This is a genomic window from Arthrobacter koreensis, from assembly GCF_035792275.1.
In the GTDB taxonomy this organism is placed as follows: Bacteria; Actinomycetota; Actinomycetes; order Actinomycetales; family Micrococcaceae; genus Arthrobacter_B; species Arthrobacter_B koreensis_A.
This window is the reverse complement of record NZ_JAMWKK010000011.1, coordinates 1-18,309: the sequence shown is the minus strand read 5'-3', so window position 1 is coordinate 18,309 and position 18,309 is coordinate 1. Positions and strand designations below refer to the sequence as shown.

Here is an 18,309-nt window from a genome sequence, read left to right as displayed (position 1 = left end):
CGGAAGCTTACTTCCCGTCCGTGACGTCGAAGTCCGCACCCAGGCCCTGGAGCTTGTCCAGGAAGTGCTCGTAGCCCCGGTTGATCAGTTCGACGCCGGTAACGCGGGAGGTGCCCTCGGCTGCAAGGGCGGCTATGAGGTGGCTGAAGCCCCCGCGCAGGTCCGGAATGTCCACGTCCGCGCCCTTGAGCTTTACCGGCCCGGAGATCACGGCGGAATGCAGGAAGTTCCGCTGGCCAAAGCGGCAGGGAATGCTGCCCAGGCACTCACGGTGCACCTGGATGTTAGCTCCCATCCTGATCAGTGCATCAGTGAAGCCGAAACGGTTCTCGTAGACCGTCTCGTGCACGATCGAAACGCCCTCGGCCTGGGTCAGGGCGACGACGAGGGGCTGCTGCCAGTCGGTCATGAAGCCCGGATGTACATCAGTTTCCAGGACCAGCGGATTCAGCTTGCCGCCGGGGTGGTAGAAGCGGATGCCGTCGTCGTCGACGTCGAATGCGCCGCCGATCTTGCGGTAGATATTCAGGAACGCCGTCAGGTCCTGCTGGTTGGCGCCCTCCACATAGATGTCGCCCTTGGTTACCAGGGCAGCGGAAGCCCACGAGGCGGCTTCATTGCGGTCCGGCAGCGCCCGGTGGTTATAGCCGGTGAGCTCTGGAACGCCTTCAATACGGATCACACGGTCCGTCTGGACGGTAATGATCGCGCCCATCTTCTGCAGGACAGCGATGAGGTCCAGGATTTCGGGTTCGACTGCAGCACCGCTTAGCTCTGTGATGCCTTCGGCGCGGACGGCGGTGAGCAGGACCTGCTCGGTGGCGCCGACGGAGGGGTACGGCAGCTCGAGCTTGGCACCCTTGAGGCCCTTGGGCGCGGAGATGGAAATACCGCCGGGACGCTTCTCTACCAGGGCACCAAAGTTCCGGAGCATCTGCAGGTGGTAGTCAATCGGACGGTCGCCGATCTTGCAGCCGCCCAGATCCGGGATAAAAGCCTCGCCAATACTGTGCATCAGCGGTCCGCACAGCAGGATCGGGATGCGGGAGTCACCGGCGTGGGCATCAATGTCCCGCGACGCAGCCGTTTTCGCGTTCTGCGGATCCATCAGCAGATCACCGGTAACCGGATCCTTCGTGACCTCCACGCCGTGGAGCCTCAGTAGTGACGTGACAACATCTACGTCCTTGATTTCCGGGACATTGCGCAGCAGGGAAGGAGTGTTCCCCAGCAGTGCGGCAACCATGGCTTTGGGAACCAGGTTCTTCGCCCCGCGGACCGGTACTTTGCCTGTAAGGGGTACACCACCACGGATGGTTAGAACGCTGCCCATGAACACCTGTTTCTTTCGTTTTATATTGCCCCCGAGGCCATAAGAGACTGCATCCCAAGCATAGGAGCAAGGCTGCCTATCCCGAAATAACGCGGCCGCCGCCTGCACCCTGCAGAGGACGTGTCTCTCCCGTGCATCGGAGAAAACTAATGGGCCCTCCCTTACGGGAAGGCCCATCAATCCTACTGCCCCGGACGGGTCCGGGCGAAACCGGGCTGAGCCTAGGTCCGCGCCGGAAGCGTAGTGGGCTTGAAGTCAGGCCGGCGCGCTTCGAAAGCTGTGATGTCTTCCTCATGCCGCAGGGTCAGCCCAATGTCGTCCAGGCCTTCCAGCAGGCGCCAGCGGGTGTAGTCGTCAATCTGGAACGGGGCCGTCACCGTGCCGCAAATCACGGTACGGGCTTGCAGATCGACGGTGACTTCAGTGCCCGGGGATTCTTCGAGCACTTTCCAGATGAGCTCGATGTCGTCCTGGGCAACCTGGGCTGCCACCAGGCCCTGCTTGCCGGAGTTGCCGCGGAAGATGTCTGCGAACCGGGAAGAGAGCACAGCTCGGAAGCCGTAGTCCTTCAGCGCCCAGACAGCATGCTCGCGGGAAGACCCGGTACCGAAGTCCGGTCCTGCCACCAGCACGGAACCGGCGTTGAACGGCTCCTGGTTCAGGATGAACTCGGGGTTCTTGCGCCAGCCGGCGAACAGGGCATCTTCGAAACCGGTGCGGGTGATGCGCTTGAGGTACACGGCGGGGATGATCTGGTCCGTGTCCACGTTGCTCTGCCGCAGTGGAACGCCGATTCCGGTATGGGTGGTGATCTTTTCCATGATTCTCTCCTAGACGGCAGCGGTAGCGGTGGATCCGGCGGCTGCACCGGGCAGGGGGTCAAGGTCCGACGGCGAGCTCAGGGTGCCGCGCACAGCGGTGGCTGCTGCCACTACCGGGGACACCAGGTGCGTGCGTCCGCCCTTTCCCTGCCGGCCTTCAAAGTTGCGGTTGGAGGTCGAGGCGCAGCGCTCCCCCGGTTCCAGCTGGTCCGGGTTCATGCCCAGGCACATCGAGCAGCCCGCAAAGCGCCATTCCGCTCCGAACTCCTTGAAGACCCGGTCCAGGCCCTCGGCTTCGGCTTCCAGGCGGACCCTGGCGGAGCCCGGCACCACCATCATCCGCACGTTGGGGTCCTTCTGCCGGCCGCGGATGATGTCCGCCGCGATCCGCAGGTCCTCGATGCGGCTGTTGGTGCAGGAGCCCAGGAACACGGTGTCCACCCGGATGTCCTTCATGGGCGTGCCGGCGACGAGGTCCATGTACTCCAGTGCGCGTTCAGCGGCTGCCTTGGCGTTCTCATCACCGAAGTCCTCCGGCGAGGGAACGGATTCAGAGAGGGAAACACCCTGGCCGGGGTTGGTGCCCCAGGTGACAAAGGGCTCAAGTTCGTTGGCGTCGAGGAATACCTCTTCGTCGAACACGGCGTCCTCGTCGGTCACCAGGGACTTCCAGTGCTCGACGGCGACATCCCAGTCCGCGCCCTGCGGCGCGTGCGGCTTGTCCTTGAGATACGCGAACGTCGTCTCGTCAGGAGCGACCATGCCCGCGCGTGCACCGGCTTCAATGGACATATTGCAAATGGTCATGCGTGCTTCCATGGAAAGCGAGCGGATCGCCGATCCGCGGTACTCCAGGACGTACCCCTGGCCGCCGCCGGTACCGATCTTGGCGATGACGGCCAGGATGATGTCCTTGGACGTTACGCCTGGTTTCAGCGTGCCCTCAACGTTGATGGCCATGGTCTTGAACGGCTTGAGTGACAACGTCTGGGTCGCCATCACATGCTCCACCTCGGAGGTGCCAATGCCCATGGCCAGCGCTCCGAACGCACCGTGGGTGGAGGTGTGGGAATCGCCGCAGACAACGGTCAGTCCCGGCTGGGTCAGGCCCAGCTGCGGGCCGACCACGTGCACAATGCCCTGCTCTGCGTCGCCCAGCGGGTGCAACCGGACCCCGAATTCGGCGCAGTTGGCGCGCAGCGTCTCGATCTGTGTGCGGCTGACCGGGTCCGCGATGGGCTTGTCGATCGCCAGTGTGGGGGTGTTGTGGTCCTCCGTGGCAATGGTCAGGTCCGGGCGGCGCAGCTTGCGTCCGGCCAGCCGCAGTCCCTCGAATGCCTGCGGAGAGGTGACCTCATGAACCAGGTGAAGGTCGATATAGAGCAGATCGGGCGCACCGTCGGTGCCCTTGGAAACTACGTGCTCGTCCCACACCTTCTCCGCGAGCGTCCTGCCCGCTGTGTGTTCTGCCATTGCCATCTGCTCCTCGCCCGGCGCAGTTTCCGGCGCTGGTGCCGGCTCCTGCGGAATTCTGATGTTTTTAAGACAACCAGCATTGGCCGCAGCCCCGCCAGTTTATCGGCTTGCATCTCAGATAATGAGACGGCAATATCATTCTATGGACAATTCAAGCGGCGTGGGAGTCATCGACAAAGCGGCAATGGTGCTGGACGCGCTGGAAGCCGGCCCCACTACTCTGGCCCAGCTGGTGGCTGCCACCGGGCTGGCCCGGCCCACCGTGCACCGGCTGGCCCTGGCCCTGATGCACCACAGGCTGGTGGGACGGGATATTCAGGGGCGGTTCGTCCTGGGCAGCAGGCTGGTGGAGCTGGCGTCTGCTGCCGGCGAGGACCGCCTCATCGCCTCCGCCGGCCCGGTGCTGCTGGCCCTGCGGGATGCTACCGGCGAAAGTTCGCAGGTTTTCCGGCGCCAGGGAGAGTGGCGGGTATGCGTTGCCTCCGCTGAGCGGCCGATAGGCCTGCGGGACACCATTCCGGTTGGAACCCAGCTGTCCATGAAGGCCGGTTCCGCAGCCCAGGTACTTCTGGCCTGGGAAGACCACGACCGGTTGCTCGAAGGCCTGCAGAATGCCCGGTTTACACCCACGGTGCTTGCCGGCGTTCGGCGGCGCGGCTGGGCCCAGAGCCTGGGCGAGCGTGAACCGGGCGTAGCGTCAGTCTCGGCACCGGTCCGCGGACCCTCGGGCCGTGTGATTGCAGCCGTCTCCATCTCCGGACCAATCGAACGACTGACCCGCCAGCCCGGACGCATCCACGCAGAAGTGGTTTCCAAAGCTGCCCAGCAGCTCACCGAAGCACTGCGAACCAATACCGACTGAGCCGACGTCGGCCTATCGTGGGAAGCCCGGGCTCAAAGGAGCGGCCATGAAACGGTTGCGCGTCCTCTGGAACATCATCCGCGTCACTGGCGCTGACGTCATTTTCTACGGCTTCCTCGCTGTCTACGCTTGCGCAGCCCTGCTGCTGCCGCTGTTCGAACCCGCAATCCCCCGTGTTGGCGACGCGTTCTGGTACCTGTTCGTTTCCTTCACCACCATCGGTTTCGGGGATTTTGTGGCCGTGAGCGTTGTGGGACGGCTGATCACCGTGGTGGTCTCCCTCTACGGCATCCTGGTCGTGGCCCTGGCCACCGGCGTGATCGTCGGTTTCTACAACGCCCTGCTGCGTACTCGGGCGAAAGACAGCCTTCGGGAGTTCGTCAGCGAGCTGGAGCGCCTGCCGGACCTGAGCCGTGAGCAGCTGGTAGCGCTTGCCCGCAAGGTGCGGGAACGGCATCTGCTTGAGTAAGTCTCAGCCGGCGAAGTGATCCCAGCCGGCGGCGGAGGGCAGCTCTCCGCCTATTGTGACCATCCCCTGCTCTTCCAGCCTTGGCAGCACCGTACCCACACGCCGGAATCCCCGGGGAAGCACCCGTTCCGGAGCGAATGCTGCCAGGAGCCCGTGGTCCTCTCCCCCGCCCAGCACCCACTGCAGAGGGTCAACATCCAGTTTCGCCGCTATGTCCGCGAGCGTAGCACTTTCCTGTTGCAGTACATCCGGATCCAGGTCAACGCAAACCCCGGAGGCGGCGCACAATCGCCCGGCGTCACGGACCAGCCCGTCAGAAATGTCCATCATGGCGTGGGCTCCCGCTTTGGCTGCTGCCGGCCCGGCAGCCAACGGCGGGCAGGGACGGGACTGCACAGCTGCCAGCGCACGCTGCCTTCCGTCAAGTTCGGCATAGTCCAATGAGCTCTCCAGCAGCGCCAGGCCGGCAGCGGCTTCACCCAGCGCTCCGCACACGGCCAATACGTCCCCGGGTCGGGCACCGGACCTCAGGACGGGTGTCCGTCCCCGCAGGTCGCCGGTGACCGCAGCCGTGACAACAACCTGTCCGCCGCGGCCCAGGTCTCCGCCTGCCACGGCGCAGTCCACTGCGCCCAGCGCACGCAGGGCAGCCGAAAGCCCGTCCGCGAGCCCTTCAACCCAGGAAACAGGGGTTTGCCCCGGCAGTGTCAGGCTGACGACCAGGGAGGTGGCTTCCGCCCCCATCGCGTTGATGTCGGAGAGGTTCTGCGCCGCGCACTTCCAGCCGACGTCAAAACCGGTGGTGCGGTAGCCGCCGGGCCACTCCAACCGGAAGTCCTGGTCCTGGACCAGGGTGTCTATGGAGACGGCAATGCGTCCGTCCGGGGCGCCAACCACAGCGGCGTCGTCGCCCGGGCCCACAAGCATCCGTGGCCCGCCTAGCCGGGGAAAGATCCTGGACAGCAGCTCCCCTTCGCCGAGTTCCGCTACTTGTTGAGGGTGCTTTGCCACGAACCTGTTTCCTTTGCCCTGTTACTGCCCGGAATTCAATTATGCTGCACGGCGGCTGCGGGCCGGAGTAGCCTCGGCGCATGAACGTTTTACCCACCAGGTATGCAGTGCTGCTGCGGGGTGTCAACGTGGGCGGAGTAACGATGAAAATGGCAGACCTTCGGGCCACCTTGGAACAGACAGGACTGCGCGACGTAAGGACATTTCTGGCGAGCGGGAACGCCGTTGTATCTGCTACAAAAGATCCGGCAGACGTCAAAGGCATGGTCGAAACGGCCTGCGGCAAGATTTCGGCTACGACGCCTGGGTCATTGTGCTGACCGTGGACCGCCTCTCCGAACTCTCGGCCGCTGTGCCTTATCCCGCAGACGACCCGGGCGTCCATGCCTACGTGACCTTCTGTACTGATCCGAGCATCTTGGAAGAGCTGTTTGCCCTAGGGACTGCTGCCGGGCAGGAGCAGGTCCGCCTAGGTCCCGAGGCAGTCGCATGGACAGCCCTCAAAGGTGCCACACTGGAATCTGAACTATCTCGTGCCACCGTAAAGCCACGCTATAAATCCTGTACCACCATTCGTAATATGCGGACCCTGAACAGAATAGCGGTGGAATAGAGACGGTTATGGAAACCCACGCCCCCCCTTTGACGACTGCGCCCATCTCGCCACCGGCGCGAAAATCCTGGGGCCGTGATGATCGGTCGTTCACCATCGTCGGCGCCAAAAGGACGTGCCTCCCGGTGCGATCGATGGTCGTGCGCCCGCCACTGTGACCGACAAACTCGACGAAACGACGGTGTGCGGAACTTTCCTCCGTTTACGGTCGCGGTCCGACGAGGAATTCCTTAAAGTATCTCGCGAGGCCCCAAAGCGGCACCCTTGAGGCGTTCACGAGGACCGTTCAGCACAGGAGTAGAACTTCCAAATTCCGCAGCTCCCGTGGGAGTCGCTCAATTCACACCTTGCCTTCGTATTCCTGCCGATAGAGGGTGCCGTTCGGATCGTCCTCTCCAGTCACACCTAGGAACGCTGCGATGAAACTTTCCAAGCGATCGTCCTGCATCAGGCTGTAGCCGTAGTTGGCATGCGGAATTCTTGCACCGGATTCTTTATGATCCACCACACATTCAGGCGGAACATAGATCGCGGGTGTGCCAATATCAACGGGGTGCCAGACATAGCCCTGACCTACATTTCGTTGCCGCGGGCCATGCACCATCCCCGGCTTCTCGGGATAGAGCCAGCCGATCTTATGCTGCGTGGTGCCGTCGTGAACGATGTACGCGTCCGCTTGCTCGGCGAGCCGGATCGATTCCCACAGTGGCAGTCCAATCGCCGCATATAGTCTCAAGCCAGGCGCCACTTTGGCTACGCGGGCTGAGATGAGACTGGCCGCCAAACGCTCAGCATCCAGATGTTGCTCAACGCTGAAACCCGACACGCGACTTTGCAGTGTGTCGCCAGACTGCAGCGAGAGTCCATCCAAAATAATGGCCGGGCGTTCGTACCTCGTTTCAAGTTGGGCGGCGACGCGAGCAGCGAGATCAATTGCCTCGACCAGCGGAATCGTTCGCCTTGCCAGCATTCTGATAGACATCCAGAGGACAAAATCGTGGTCACCGCCCGCAATCCTCTCGGAAAGGCCAGACGGCAGCGCTGCATCACCCGGGATGAATCCGCGAAGGCGCGTTCTTGCAGCATCGGTTACCGCCATTAACGGCTTCTTGTTGCTGACTCCAACTGCCGCGGGGACAAGCGAGTCTTGTACGTATCGCAACCCCGAGCCAGTGTCCTCGGAGATAGCATCCAGATCGACCACTTCCCCCAACTCTGGGTAAATCTCAGCGGGCGTCCCAAGCGGGTGGCGCTCTTTCAGCGCAGCAGCAGGCAGCCGCGTGCCGACGTGTGCAGCCATGTCTATCAGGCGCTCGACCGCGGGGCAAACGGAGAGCAGAACGTGAGCAAAGTTTGCGTTGCCTCGTACCAAGATGCGGGGCGACGCCTCTTCTGCCGTCACGAGACGCGCAGCGACGGCATGATCATGCAAATCCAACGCCTCGACGTGCTTGTGAACCCGTGAATTTGCCGCCAATTCATCCTGCCAGTAGGTGCCGGCCCCCGGGGAGAATACGCTTGCGATCGGGAACCCGAGTGCTATGTCATCCGATATCGTCACATAGTGTCGGCACTCTAGTGCATCAACGAACACAAGCGAGACCATTGTTCCGTGAAGAATCGATCCAACGCACTTCACGCCACTCGAGCTAGCGTCTCCACTGACAAATACCTCTTGCCAGGTACGCGCGTCGTCGGAGTTCAGCATCTTGATCAGCCCTAGGAGGCTCTGGCGGCCCGTCAGGAGTGTCATTTCAGTCCATTTCTTCTGTGGGCGTTGCATTGCTCGACCTGAATCCATTCCAAATCGACTTAAGCCTAGCACCACAAATTCTTCGAGAGTAATTCAACGGCGCGCCACTTGCTCTCTCTTACCCACTGTGTTCGGGTAAATACTGGGCCTATGGAAGCGCTTCCCACTGCCTTTTTCGTAGCCCGTTCCTGATGCAGGATTTGGGAGAAGCTTTATGAGCGCCTCACAACGCTTGGCGCGGGCATGGCAACCCACTACCTTGTAACGTTGTGCTGATTTCCATATCCTGCAGGCACTTGCTAACTCACCAGGCATCACCCCCGAGTTTGTCCAACCACGGATCTAGTTGACGATCCCATCCATACTGCATAAAAATGACGGCCCTGCCTAGTCTGTTCGAAAATGGAAATGCTCACGACTCACACAAGGACGCTGGAACCTATCAGGTGGTCACATTAAATCCGCTACTGGTCAACTCAACTCGCTCTTGCCAATTGTTGCCACCTAAGCTCACTACGAGCGACTTAGATGTACGTTTCGAATCAGCAATCGAGATGAAACCTTCCCTATCTGGCCTGTCGTGCACCTCAATTAAGGTCGAAAATCTTACCGAGTCTCCCTGCGCGACGAATGATAATTCAGGCGTAGGAAATTTCATTCGATAGTCTTCACTGCGCCATCCGCTAATAGGCGCTTCAGATCCTTCGGCTATCCTGACTGAATTTCGACCCCCAATAGACGAAAAACGCAATAAGTTATTCATAGGCGTGGACACGTCCACAATTCCTTCATTTGAGTTGACGGTCATCACGGACTGCCGGGGCAGCTGCCACCTCTGAAGGATCGGAGCGGGCATCAATGTGTCCCGGACTCGATCGTCAACCAAGATATAGCCGTGTTCCAGCGAAAAGAGAACCGTCCGGTGCCATTCAACACCCTCGATAGCCTTCACCTGAATGGTAGCAAGGACGTGTGTGCGAGTCTCCTGGAAACAAATCAACGGATTCTCCGCGCTTGGGTAGTACTTCCGGCCCAAGACATCTACCACGTTATGCGATTCCCTCCCACGGAAGAATAGCCTGTAAGGTCCACCCTCGTACGCATAGAGACCGGAGTCGCATAAGAGCTTTTCGCCGTGCATGTCCCAGGTGATAGAACCGCCATCCTCGTGCCCGTGTACCGCCGAAGATCTCCCAGCCCCAAATCGCAAAGTAAAGTAGGCGACACTTGGATCTTCCTTCCAAGTGGCCCAGCGTGACCTGGCAAATAAATAACCACCTTTGTACAGCTTCGTTAGAGGCTTCGGCGCAAAGGCAGCATCTCGAACCCACTCCGTATTCGTACCCGGAAGAATCGGGGCTCGGTGCTCTAACGTGTCACCCAAGAGCGCATATCTGCCCGACGGTGAAGTTGCATGCGCCATGAATATCGGCATGTTCTCCAAGGCCTTACCGATTACTTCCGGCAATTCTCCGGTCGCTGACTTGATACGCCGCGCCGCCTCTTCGTACCACCGATAGTTCCTGTATTGGTAATCTACCGACCCCTCGACCGACACGCCCTCATCGTCTACAGCCGTACTAAGCATGGCGAGAATCCGGTCCACGCTTAGCTCGATCCAATCGGCCCTTTCCATAAACTCGCCGATTGCAATCAGTCCCATGTCTTGATGCAGACTATGGTTTCCCCTGCCTTCATAGTTGTCTGGATCTGACAAATGTTCACCGTGTGTTCGAATAGCATCAATCAGCCATTGTTCAGCACCGAAATGACCCACCGCCTTAAGGAGAACGATTGCCCTTACTCCTACTGCCATATCAAACCATGAGTAATCAGATGGCGGTGAATCAACTGGATTATCAGCCACCCAGGACTGCAAAAGACGCTCGTATAACTCGATCCCCTCTACAGATTCGGCCTTCAGGCTAGACTCTCGTAGTCGATCTAGCCATACTAGACAGTGAAACTGAAACCGCCAGTTGGCATCCTCTAATGGGTCGCTCCCCCAGTGAAAATCGGGCCCAATGCGCTGCGAACTATGTGGGGCCAGAGTGAGCAAACCATCAAGTAGCTGAGAAACATGTTCGTTATCTGTTATAGCAGACGACGTTTCCGTGCTGTAGGTGTGGAATAATTGGTCCGCTATGTCGGAAATATTTCTCATCGTTTACTACCCACTCGAAGTTTGTATGATTCTATGAAGTCTTATTCACGGCCCGAGTTATTGGAGGCGCTCGAGCAAATCGGAGGCAAATCTGTCGCTGACGATGTCTGGGTCAAATTGCCGAATGTACGCCGCCACCCGGTCCCGGATTTCTTTCGATACCAGTGTTTCCGTTGCCTTTTCTAGAGCGTCTGCGAAATCATCCGGTCCAGTACCGTCTACAAATACCGTCGCGTCGCTGGGGAGGCCTTCGCGGAGCGTCGCCTGGTCGGCGGCAACCGTAGGCAATCCAAAGGTCTGGTACAGAAGTGCTGCACCGCTGTTGAGCATCCGCTCATAATTCACGAGCCCCACGTCAGACGCCCGTAGAAAATACTGCGCCCTCTCAGCAGGGATACGCGCTGGCTCGATCAAGACATTCGGATGGACTAAAGCATTCCGCACGAAGGACTCCGCCTCGGGCGAATCATCCGGAGCGCCGGCCACGAGCAAACGGATTTGTCTATCTGGATTTCTGCGCACCACTATGTCTAGGGCATCCAGCAACCGTTGGAGACCCTTGTACGGCTTCAGCGCACCGAAAAGTAGAAAAACAACTTCGTCGGGTCCAAGACCTAGCACACATCTCGCTTCCTCCCGCGTTGTTAGGTCCTGATATGCTCCGCGATAGTTTGGGTGCGGTGCGAATAGCACTTTCTCCGGTGCAAGGTCAACGATGCCCTTCATAGCATCTTGAGTAGAGCGAGACATTACGTGAATTACATTTGCGCTGTCCGCGATTCTCTGCTGCACCTCAAGTTCTAGGTCTATGAACTTGGCGTCGTGCGGGTAGAGGTTATGGACAGTCCATACGAGGTTACTTCCCTTGGCTCTAAGAGATTCTAGCCTGCCTATTATGCCCATAGCCATACGCCGAGCACGATCGGGTTCGACGCTGCCGAATGTCATCCAAGCGTTCCAATGCAAATGGAGCGTAGTGCCGTTAGCTAAATCGCGAAAGTCGGTAAGCGCTCTGAACTTCTCAGGACGGAGAATCGGAGCTGTGGCGATTCCATGATCTGCAAATTTCTTATACAGCAGCGATTGAAACGGATTGTTTCTGGCCACAGGTGTGTAGCCGTAGAGATGAGGACGTCCCACACTCGAGAGTGAAGTTAGGGCCGACCAAAGCTCGGCAACTGGGCTTTGCCCCCTGTCAACAAATCCCGTATAGCTGGCCCTCACTTGTCTGCTCCTTCAACTAGACGACCGAATTCGGTCACGTAGCGCTGTCCGTTGCTTGCCCATGTGCGGTCGGTCCTCACCCACTTCAAGCCCTCTGCAGCCACCTTTTCGGTCTCCGATGGTTGGTCATGAGCAGACTGCAGCACATCGGCAAGTGCCACGTCATTGTCTGTTTCGAAGACGAAGCCGCGTAGGGGCGGCTTGACGATTTCAACCAGAGCGGGGAGGTCGCTCGTGATTACCGGTTTCCCCATGGCCATTGCTTCGAACGGCTTGAGCGGCGTAACGTAGACGGCTGCTCTTTCGGCTGTCCTGGGGACAACGAAATAATCAATAAGAGAATAATAAGCAGGAATCTCATTGTGATCTACGGAACCGGTAAATACGACACTATCCACAATATCCAGTTCAATGGCGAGCTTTTCCAATATAGCGCGCCTGGGTCCATCCCCAACGAGAACACACTTGAAGTTTGTTCCCCGCTCCTTCAGAAGTTTTGTCGCGCGGAGGAGTGTCTCTTGGGACTCCCTGTGGTGATCCATGTTCGAAACGTAGCCGAACGTTGGGAAGTTTCCGAGTCCGTAGTTTCTCGCAAGGTTAGGGTCCCGCGGACGCGGGACGAACGCGGACGCATCAACAGCGTTCGGTATGATCCCGATTTTTTCTGACGGTACTCCTCGGGCTATTAGCTCGTCCTTCATAGCCTCGCCGATGGTGAGAACACGGTCCGCGGCACGCATACACATAGCCTCGGTCTGCATGCGCCTCTCGAAGATTTCACCGCGTGTTTCACGCTGAACATCACTAGTCCAGTTCGCTTCGAAAAATGAGCGCACCTCGTAAACAAACGGAAGGCCGGTTTTGTTTTTGAGTGCTAGTCCGACTAGAGCTGTGTCATATCCTCGGCGACCTGAGCTGGCGTGTATCACGGATGGTTTGAACCTGAGTACCTCCTCATATGCTAACTGAGCAAACAGGTTCAAAAATGCGTCGGCCGGCATTCCAGCGTAGTCAAAGTCGCCTATATCCAGACGGATATGTTGTATACCGTCAACGGTTTCGTTCTTCTTAAAGCTATTTCCTGCCATGTTCCTTGGGAAGCCTGGCTCCGTGACTACAATAGGTTCCAAGCCTGCTGCTTTTTCAGCTTTAAAATTCTGGTGGCTTCTGGATGTAAACCCATTGGATAGGAAAGGCCTGCTTTCTTTCACTAGGTGAAGAACTCTGCCAGGAACACTGTCCATTACAGGTGACGGTTTACCCGGAATCTTGGGTACCCACCCCGAGATCTCGCGGAGCCGCCCTTCTAGCTTCATAATCGCAAGGGGACTGGTTTTCTTGTCTATCTCAGCAATTCGGTGCACCAAGGCTAGGGCGGCCGTGACCTCGCCACGCTTAGACTGCACGTCCCTGAAAGCCCGGAGAAAGTGTAGGTTCCCTTTCAGCCTAGGGAAGAGAGCTTTGGCCCACACGTACGCCGACTCATAGTCCCCTTCATTCATAGCCACAGTCAGTGCATTCATGCCAACGAGCCTTGAAGACATGTGTCCGACATCACCGCTGCGTGACCCCGCACCGTTGTCCACCAACCTGCTCAGCCGGGATATCTCCTCATGCGCAGCGTCGAGTTGCTCGAGCGCAACGCGAAAGAGTGCGGTCTCATCTACCTGAGTTCCCACAACGTCATCGTATGGCTCAGCGGAATTATCGTAGGCCATAATACCCCCCTAGAAATCTGTATCAGGGCTAAATACGACGACTTAGCCCCATTGCTTTCCAGTTTACAGGAGGAATGAGGTAGTGCCTTTATGGCTGCAGTTAGCAGAAAGGGCACAAAAAACCTGGCTTGGATTATTCATCCAAGCCAGGTCGATGTTTGTGACCCCAGCGGGATTCGAACCCGCGTTACCGCCGTGAGAGGGCGACGTACTAGGCCGCTATACGATGGGGCCGTTTGCATTACTTGCTAAGTAAGCTCAACAAGTATTTCATACCTGCTGATTGTTTCTCAAATCCGGCTGAAGCCTTCTTTGATTAGCGCTGGGATACCAGGACTCGAACCTAGAATGACGGTACCAGAAACCGTTGTGTTGCCAATTACACCATATCCCAATGTGCTCATCCGGGCCGTTCCAGAAGCTTCAACTTCCGGCTTCAACCCCTCAGCACGAGTTATTACTATACACGGGTTCCGGCCAGCGTGCAAAACGGCCGCGGCCCCTTCTCCGCCTAGCCAGGCGCAGGCGAGGACTGGCCCACCATTGCCGGCACCGCAGTGAGGCTCCCGGACACCGGCAGGTCCGGGTGCGCGGCACGGAGCTCAGGTGTCCCGCTGCGCTCCACCCACAACGCCTGCAGACCGGCAGCCAAGGCCCCACGTCCGTCCACTACGGGGTTATCGCCCACATAGAGCGTCCGCGCCGGATCGGTACCGAGCAGCCGCACGCCTTCCAGGAAGATCACAGGATCCGGCTTGGCAGCGCCAACTGCGTCAATGCCCACCAGGATCTGAATGCGTTCCAGCCCGGCAGCGTCGAGCTTGGCGCGCTGGTAGTCATGGACGTTGTTGCTGACAGCGCCGTAGGGAATTCCGAGGGCGTCCAGCTGGTCCAGGACGGGCACAACGTCGTCGAACGGTTTGAAGTGCCGCGGGAGCACGTCGTCGTAGGCTGCGTTCCAGGCTTCCTCGGCGTCGCCGTCGAACGCCGGCAGACCGTGGGCCTGCTGGGCGTGGGCTACCCGGAGCAGCCGTTGGCGGGTGAAGCTGAGTTCGCCGGCAAGATAGCGGTCGTAGTAGCCCTGCGGGTCCGCTGTGTAGAGGCGCTGGTAGGCAATCCAGTCCTCTTCGGTGAAGTGCGCCAGATCCCGTGCGCTGATTTCGCGCAGCGTGTTGCCCATGGCGGTGCGGAGGTCCACGAGGGTCTCGTCGATATCAAAGAGCACCCCCGTGGGCCTGCCGCTCCGCAATTCACTCATGGATTGCTTACGCCTCCGCGGCGCGGAAGGAGCGGATACGTGCCAGAGAGGACTCGCGGCCCAGGATCACCATGGATTCGAAGAGCGGCGGTGAGATCCGGCGTCCGGACACAGCGGTGCGGACCGGCCCGAAGGCATGACGCGGCTTGATGCCCATGTCCTCGACCAAGGCCTGGCGCAGGGCGGCCTGGATGTTCTCAGCTGTCCACTCCTCCACCGGCTCGAGGGCAGACAGCGTGGCGTCCAGCACCTCGGTGAGGTTGTCGGGCAGGCCCTTGCGGGCGTCGTCAGCCACGTCAATGGCGTCGTCGGCCTTGAACAGGAAGCCGAGCATATCCGGGGCTTCGCCCAGCAGGGTGATGCGCTCCTGGACCAGGGGCGCTGCCTCTGTGAGAATCTCTTCTTCGCGTTCAGTCAGCTGCTCCCCTACCAGGCCGGCATGCTGCAGGTACGGGACCAGGCGGTTACGGAAGTCGGCAGGCTCCAGCATCCGGACGTGAGTGCCGTTGATGGCCTCAGCCTTCTTGATATCGAATCGTGCCGGGTTGGAGAGCACATCGTGGATGTCGAAGTTCTCCACGAGCTGGTCCACCGTGAAAATGTCTTCATCGGCGGAGAGCGACCAGCCGAGCAGGGACAGGTAGTTCAGCAGGCCCTCGGGGATGAACCCGCGTTCACGGTGCAGGAAGAGGCTCGATTCCGGATCACGCTTGGAGAGCTTCTTGTTCCCCGCGCCCATAACGTACGGCAGATGGCCAAAGAGCGGCATGTACTGAGCCACTCCGACGTCGATCAGTGCGCGGTAGAGGGCGATCTGGCGCGGTGTGGAGGAGAGCAGGTCTTCGCCGCGGAGTACGTGGGTGATACCCATGAGGGCGTCGTCCACCGGGTTTACCAGGGTGTAAAGCGGGGCGCCGTTTGCGCGCACCACGACGAAGTCCGGAACAGTGCCGGCCTTGAACGTGATTTCGCCGCGGACCAGGTCGTTGAACGTGATGTCTTCATCCGGCATGCGCACGCGCAGCACCGGCTCGCGGCCTTCAGCCTTGAACGCTGCGATCTGCTCTTCGGTCAGGTTCCGGTCGTAATTGTCGTAGCCGAGCTTGATGTCGCGGCCGGCAGCACGGTGACGGGCTTCGATTTCCTCCGGCGTGGAGTAGGACTCGTACAGGTGCCCGGCGTCCTTGAGCTTGGCAATGACGTCCTGGTAAATCCCGCCGCGCTGGGACTGGCGGTACGGCTCGTGCGGGCCGCCCACGTTGACGCCTTCATCCCAGGTAATGCCCAGCCAATCGAGCGCGTCGAGGAGCTGGAGGAAACTTTCCTCACTGTCCCGGGCCTTGTCTGTGTCCTCGATGCGGAAGATCATCTTGCCGCCGGTGTGCTTGGCGTAGGCCCAGTTGAACAGGGCGGTGCGGATCAGGCCCACGTGGGGCGTGCCGGTCGGAGATGGGCAGAAACGCACCCGCACCGGAGTGTTGTCGTCGACGGTGGGAAGATCAGCGAAGGAAGAAGGCTCAGTAGTCATGATTCTCCCAGTTTAGTCGCTGCTGCCAAACCCCTAGGTGTTGAGGCCCTGAAGCAGCATAAACAGGCCGCCGCCCACTACGGCACCGGCAGCAGCCGACGCCAGCGGCAGCTGCCATCCGCCGCGCATCCGCAGGGCGAGCAGGACACAAAGGACCGCGCCGGCTGCTGCCGGCAGGACCGGCCCGCCACTGATCGAGAGAAGCAGAATCGGAACTACGACGGCGGCAGCACCAATGCTCACAGCGCTCCAGTCCAGCTTCACGGCTCGGCTAAAGACCAGCACCGTCGCGTAGGACGCGAGCATCGCAAAGACAGCGGCCGCCAGCACCCGCGGACCGTCAAGCCACAGGATCAGTCGCAGAATCATAAAGCACAGCGCGCCGGCGCCCAGGATCACCGGGGTGACCGGCGCCCTGGCGATCGACGAACGCAGGTCCCCTCGGCGGTCCAGCGTCCGGACCAGCAGCCAGGGAAAGACCAGCAGGAGCAGGACGGTGCCGGCTCCCCAGGCCCAGGCCGCCGCCGTCGTCAGTCCGCTGCTGAGCGAGGCAAGGAGGATCACGGCGCTCCAAAGCACGCCCGGAAGCAAGCCCCCGGCACTCAGCTCCCGTGATCCCCCCGCCAAAGCTGGTGCCTAGCCGCGCACGATGTTGGCGAGCGTGCCGATGCCCTCAACCTGGATTTCGATGCGCTGTCCCTCGGCAACCAGTCCGACGCCGGCCGGGGTACCCGTGAGGATGATGTCGCCGGGCAGCAGGGTGAAGGCCTGGGACACGTAGGACACGAGTTCGCGGACTCCCCAGATCATTTCGGAAGTGTTCCCGTCCTGCACCAGGTCTCCGTCTAGGTAAGCCTTGATGGACAGGTTGTCCGTGTCCAACTCCGTTTCGATCCACGGACCGATGGGGCACGAAGTGTCGAAGCCCTTGGCCCGAGCCCACTGGTTGTCGGTGCGCTGGGCGTCGCGGGCGGTCAGGTCGTTGGCGCAGGTGTAGCCGAAGACAACCTCGTCCACACGTTCCAGCGGAACGTCCTTGCAGATCCGGCCGATCACTACGGCAAGTTCGGCTTCGTATGAAACCTCCTCGGAGAAGGAAGGCAGCACAACGGGGTCGTTCGGGCCGATCACGGAAGTATTCGGCTTGAAGAACATCAGCGGAGCCGGCGGCACTTCCCCGCCCATCTCTGCTGCGTGGTCGGCATAGTTCTTGCCGATACCCACCACCTTGCTGCGCGGAATGATCGGAGCAAGCAGGCGGACGTCCTCCAGCTTGTGCCGTTCACCGGTGAGCTGCACGCCGGAGAAGAAGGGGTCCCCCTTGATCACGGCAATTTCTTCATGGCCTTCTTCACCGTCGACGACGCCGAAGGCAGGGTCACTGTCCTGGATAAACCGAGCAATACGCATGGGTTCAAGCCTAGTCGAGAAGCTGTGCTTCCCGCTTCGCCCAGAGCGCGCCGGCCTGATCGGCTCGCCGTGTGTGCCGTGGTTCCCATGGTGTGGGGCTGGTGCCGCCTGGTGTGGTCCCACCGGGTCACAGGTGTCACGGAGTGTGGGAAGGACGGTCAGGCTGGCCGGCTCCGGTGGCCGGCGTGGATTGAAAGCCGTGTTAAAGCAGTTCAGGCCCCGCAGCGTTGCGGGGTCTGAACTTTAATGGTTGTCCGGCGGTGACCTACTCTCCCACACCCTCCCGGGTGCAGTACCATCGGCGCTGCGGGTCTTAGCTTCCGGGTTCGGAATGGGACCGGGCGTTTCCCCCGCGCTGTGACCGCCGTAACCCTTCCAACCCAAACCCTTGTGCCGGCACTCGTGCCGTGGGGGTGGGTAAAAATGTGGGGTACGTGGGTACCGTGTATTCAATTATTGTGTTCCCTGGAACCAGTCAACCCGGTGGGTTGTTGGTTGGGAACCACATAGTGGACGCAAGCAGCATGATCTCATATCCCTTCTTTGGCGGAACCGTTTGAAGTCGTGTTCTGCCCAGGATATGTGTGGTGTAAGTTATCGGCCTATTAGTACCGGTCAGCTTCACGGGTCTTTAGTCCCCGCTTCCACATCCGGCCTATCAACCCAGTG

14 protein-coding genes, 2 tRNA genes, 1 rRNA gene and 1 pseudogene are annotated in these 18,309 nt (G+C 59.9%); 3 read left to right on the top strand and 15 right to left on the bottom strand.

Going from position 1 to position 18,309, the window contains the following annotated elements:
• Nucleotides 1-7: 7 nt before the first annotated feature.
• The 3 genes from murA to leuC form a co-directional block, all read right to left on the bottom strand.
• On the bottom strand, nt 8-1,333 hold the full coding sequence (gene murA, locus NGB94_RS11625) for a UDP-N-acetylglucosamine 1-carboxyvinyltransferase (protein ID WP_325790804.1): 1,326 nt from the start codon (nt 1,331-1,333) through the stop codon (nt 8-10).
• Between the two features lie 221 nt (nt 1,334-1,554).
• Nucleotides 1,555-2,154, bottom strand: coding sequence for a 3-isopropylmalate dehydratase small subunit (gene leuD, locus NGB94_RS11620; protein WP_154579867.1), 600 nt, complete (start codon nt 2,152-2,154; stop codon nt 1,555-1,557).
• A 9-nt stretch (nt 2,155-2,163) separates the two neighbouring features.
• Nucleotides 2,164-3,627 carry a 3-isopropylmalate dehydratase large subunit gene (leuC, locus tag NGB94_RS11615; RefSeq protein ID WP_418910647.1) on the bottom strand — a complete coding sequence of 488 codons (1,464 nt, stop codon included), beginning with the start codon at nt 3,625-3,627 and terminating at the stop codon, nt 2,164-2,166.
• 145 nt (nt 3,628-3,772) lie between these two features.
• On the opposite strand from leuC, the gene NGB94_RS11610 reads away from it, so the two are divergent.
• Together NGB94_RS11610 and NGB94_RS11605 are read left to right on the top strand one after the other, a co-directional pair.
• Nucleotides 3,773-4,492 carry an IclR family transcriptional regulator gene (locus NGB94_RS11610; RefSeq protein WP_055240772.1) on the top strand — a complete coding sequence of 240 codons (720 nt, stop codon included), beginning with the start codon at nt 3,773-3,775 and terminating at the stop codon, nt 4,490-4,492.
• Between the two features lie 46 nt (nt 4,493-4,538).
• Complete coding sequence (locus NGB94_RS11605; protein WP_325790799.1) at nt 4,539-4,961, top strand: potassium channel family protein; 423 nt, start codon at nt 4,539-4,541, stop codon at nt 4,959-4,961.
• Nucleotides 4,962-4,964: 3 nt separating this feature from the next.
• On the opposite strand, the gene NGB94_RS11600 is transcribed toward NGB94_RS11605, so the two are convergent.
• On the bottom strand, nt 4,965-5,972 hold the full coding sequence (locus NGB94_RS11600; protein WP_325790798.1) for a thiamine-phosphate kinase: 1,008 nt from the start codon (nt 5,970-5,972) through the stop codon (nt 4,965-4,967).
• Nucleotides 5,973-6,052: 80 nt separating this feature from the next.
• Here NGB94_RS11600 and NGB94_RS16810 point away from each other — a divergent pair.
• Nucleotides 6,053-6,585, top strand: a pseudogene (locus NGB94_RS16810) (DUF1697 domain-containing protein).
• 340 nt (nt 6,586-6,925) lie between these two features.
• Here the strand turns inward: NGB94_RS16810 and NGB94_RS11585 are convergent.
• The 11 genes from NGB94_RS11585 to rrf all read right to left on the bottom strand — a co-directional run bounded on the left by NGB94_RS11585 (nt 6,926) and on the right by rrf (nt 18,009).
• Complete coding sequence (locus NGB94_RS11585) at nt 6,926-8,338, bottom strand: hypothetical protein (RefSeq protein ID WP_325790795.1); 1,413 nt, start codon at nt 8,336-8,338, stop codon at nt 6,926-6,928.
• A gap of 442 nt (nt 8,339-8,780) precedes the next feature.
• Entirely contained in the window at nt 8,781-10,502 is a 1,722-nt protein-coding gene (locus NGB94_RS11580) for a heparinase II/III domain-containing protein (protein WP_325790794.1), read from the bottom strand.
• Between the two features lie 57 nt (nt 10,503-10,559).
• Entirely contained in the window at nt 10,560-11,726 is a 1,167-nt protein-coding gene (locus NGB94_RS11575) for a glycosyltransferase (protein WP_325790793.1), read from the bottom strand.
• Complete coding sequence (locus tag NGB94_RS11570) at nt 11,723-13,444, bottom strand: glycosyltransferase family 4 protein (protein ID WP_325790792.1); 1,722 nt, start codon at nt 13,442-13,444, stop codon at nt 11,723-11,725. The genes NGB94_RS11575 and NGB94_RS11570 overlap by 4 nt, the downstream gene beginning before the upstream one ends.
• Before the next feature lie 161 nt (nt 13,445-13,605).
• Nucleotides 13,606-13,678, bottom strand: a tRNA-Glu gene (locus NGB94_RS11565).
• An 88-nt stretch (nt 13,679-13,766) separates the two neighbouring features.
• Nucleotides 13,767-13,838 (bottom strand) — tRNA-Gln (locus NGB94_RS11560).
• 117 nt (nt 13,839-13,955) lie between these two features.
• Entirely contained in the window at nt 13,956-14,702 is a 747-nt protein-coding gene (locus NGB94_RS11555) for an HAD family hydrolase (RefSeq protein WP_325790791.1), read from the bottom strand.
• 7 nt (nt 14,703-14,709) lie between these two features.
• Nucleotides 14,710-16,230: a glutamate--tRNA ligase gene (gene gltX, locus NGB94_RS11550; RefSeq protein WP_325790790.1), complete on the bottom strand. Its 1,521-nt coding sequence runs from the start codon at nt 16,228-16,230 to the stop codon at nt 14,710-14,712.
• 33 nt (nt 16,231-16,263) lie between these two features.
• On the bottom strand, nt 16,264-16,794 hold the full coding sequence (locus NGB94_RS11545) for a hypothetical protein (RefSeq protein WP_325790789.1): 531 nt from the start codon (nt 16,792-16,794) through the stop codon (nt 16,264-16,266).
• A 72-nt stretch (nt 16,795-16,866) separates the two neighbouring features.
• Entirely contained in the window at nt 16,867-17,640 is a 774-nt protein-coding gene (locus tag NGB94_RS11540; protein WP_325790788.1) for a fumarylacetoacetate hydrolase family protein, read from the bottom strand.
• Between the two features lie 252 nt (nt 17,641-17,892).
• Nucleotides 17,893-18,009, bottom strand: a 5S ribosomal RNA gene (rrf, locus tag NGB94_RS11535).
• Between the last annotated feature and the right edge of the window lie 300 nt (nt 18,010-18,309).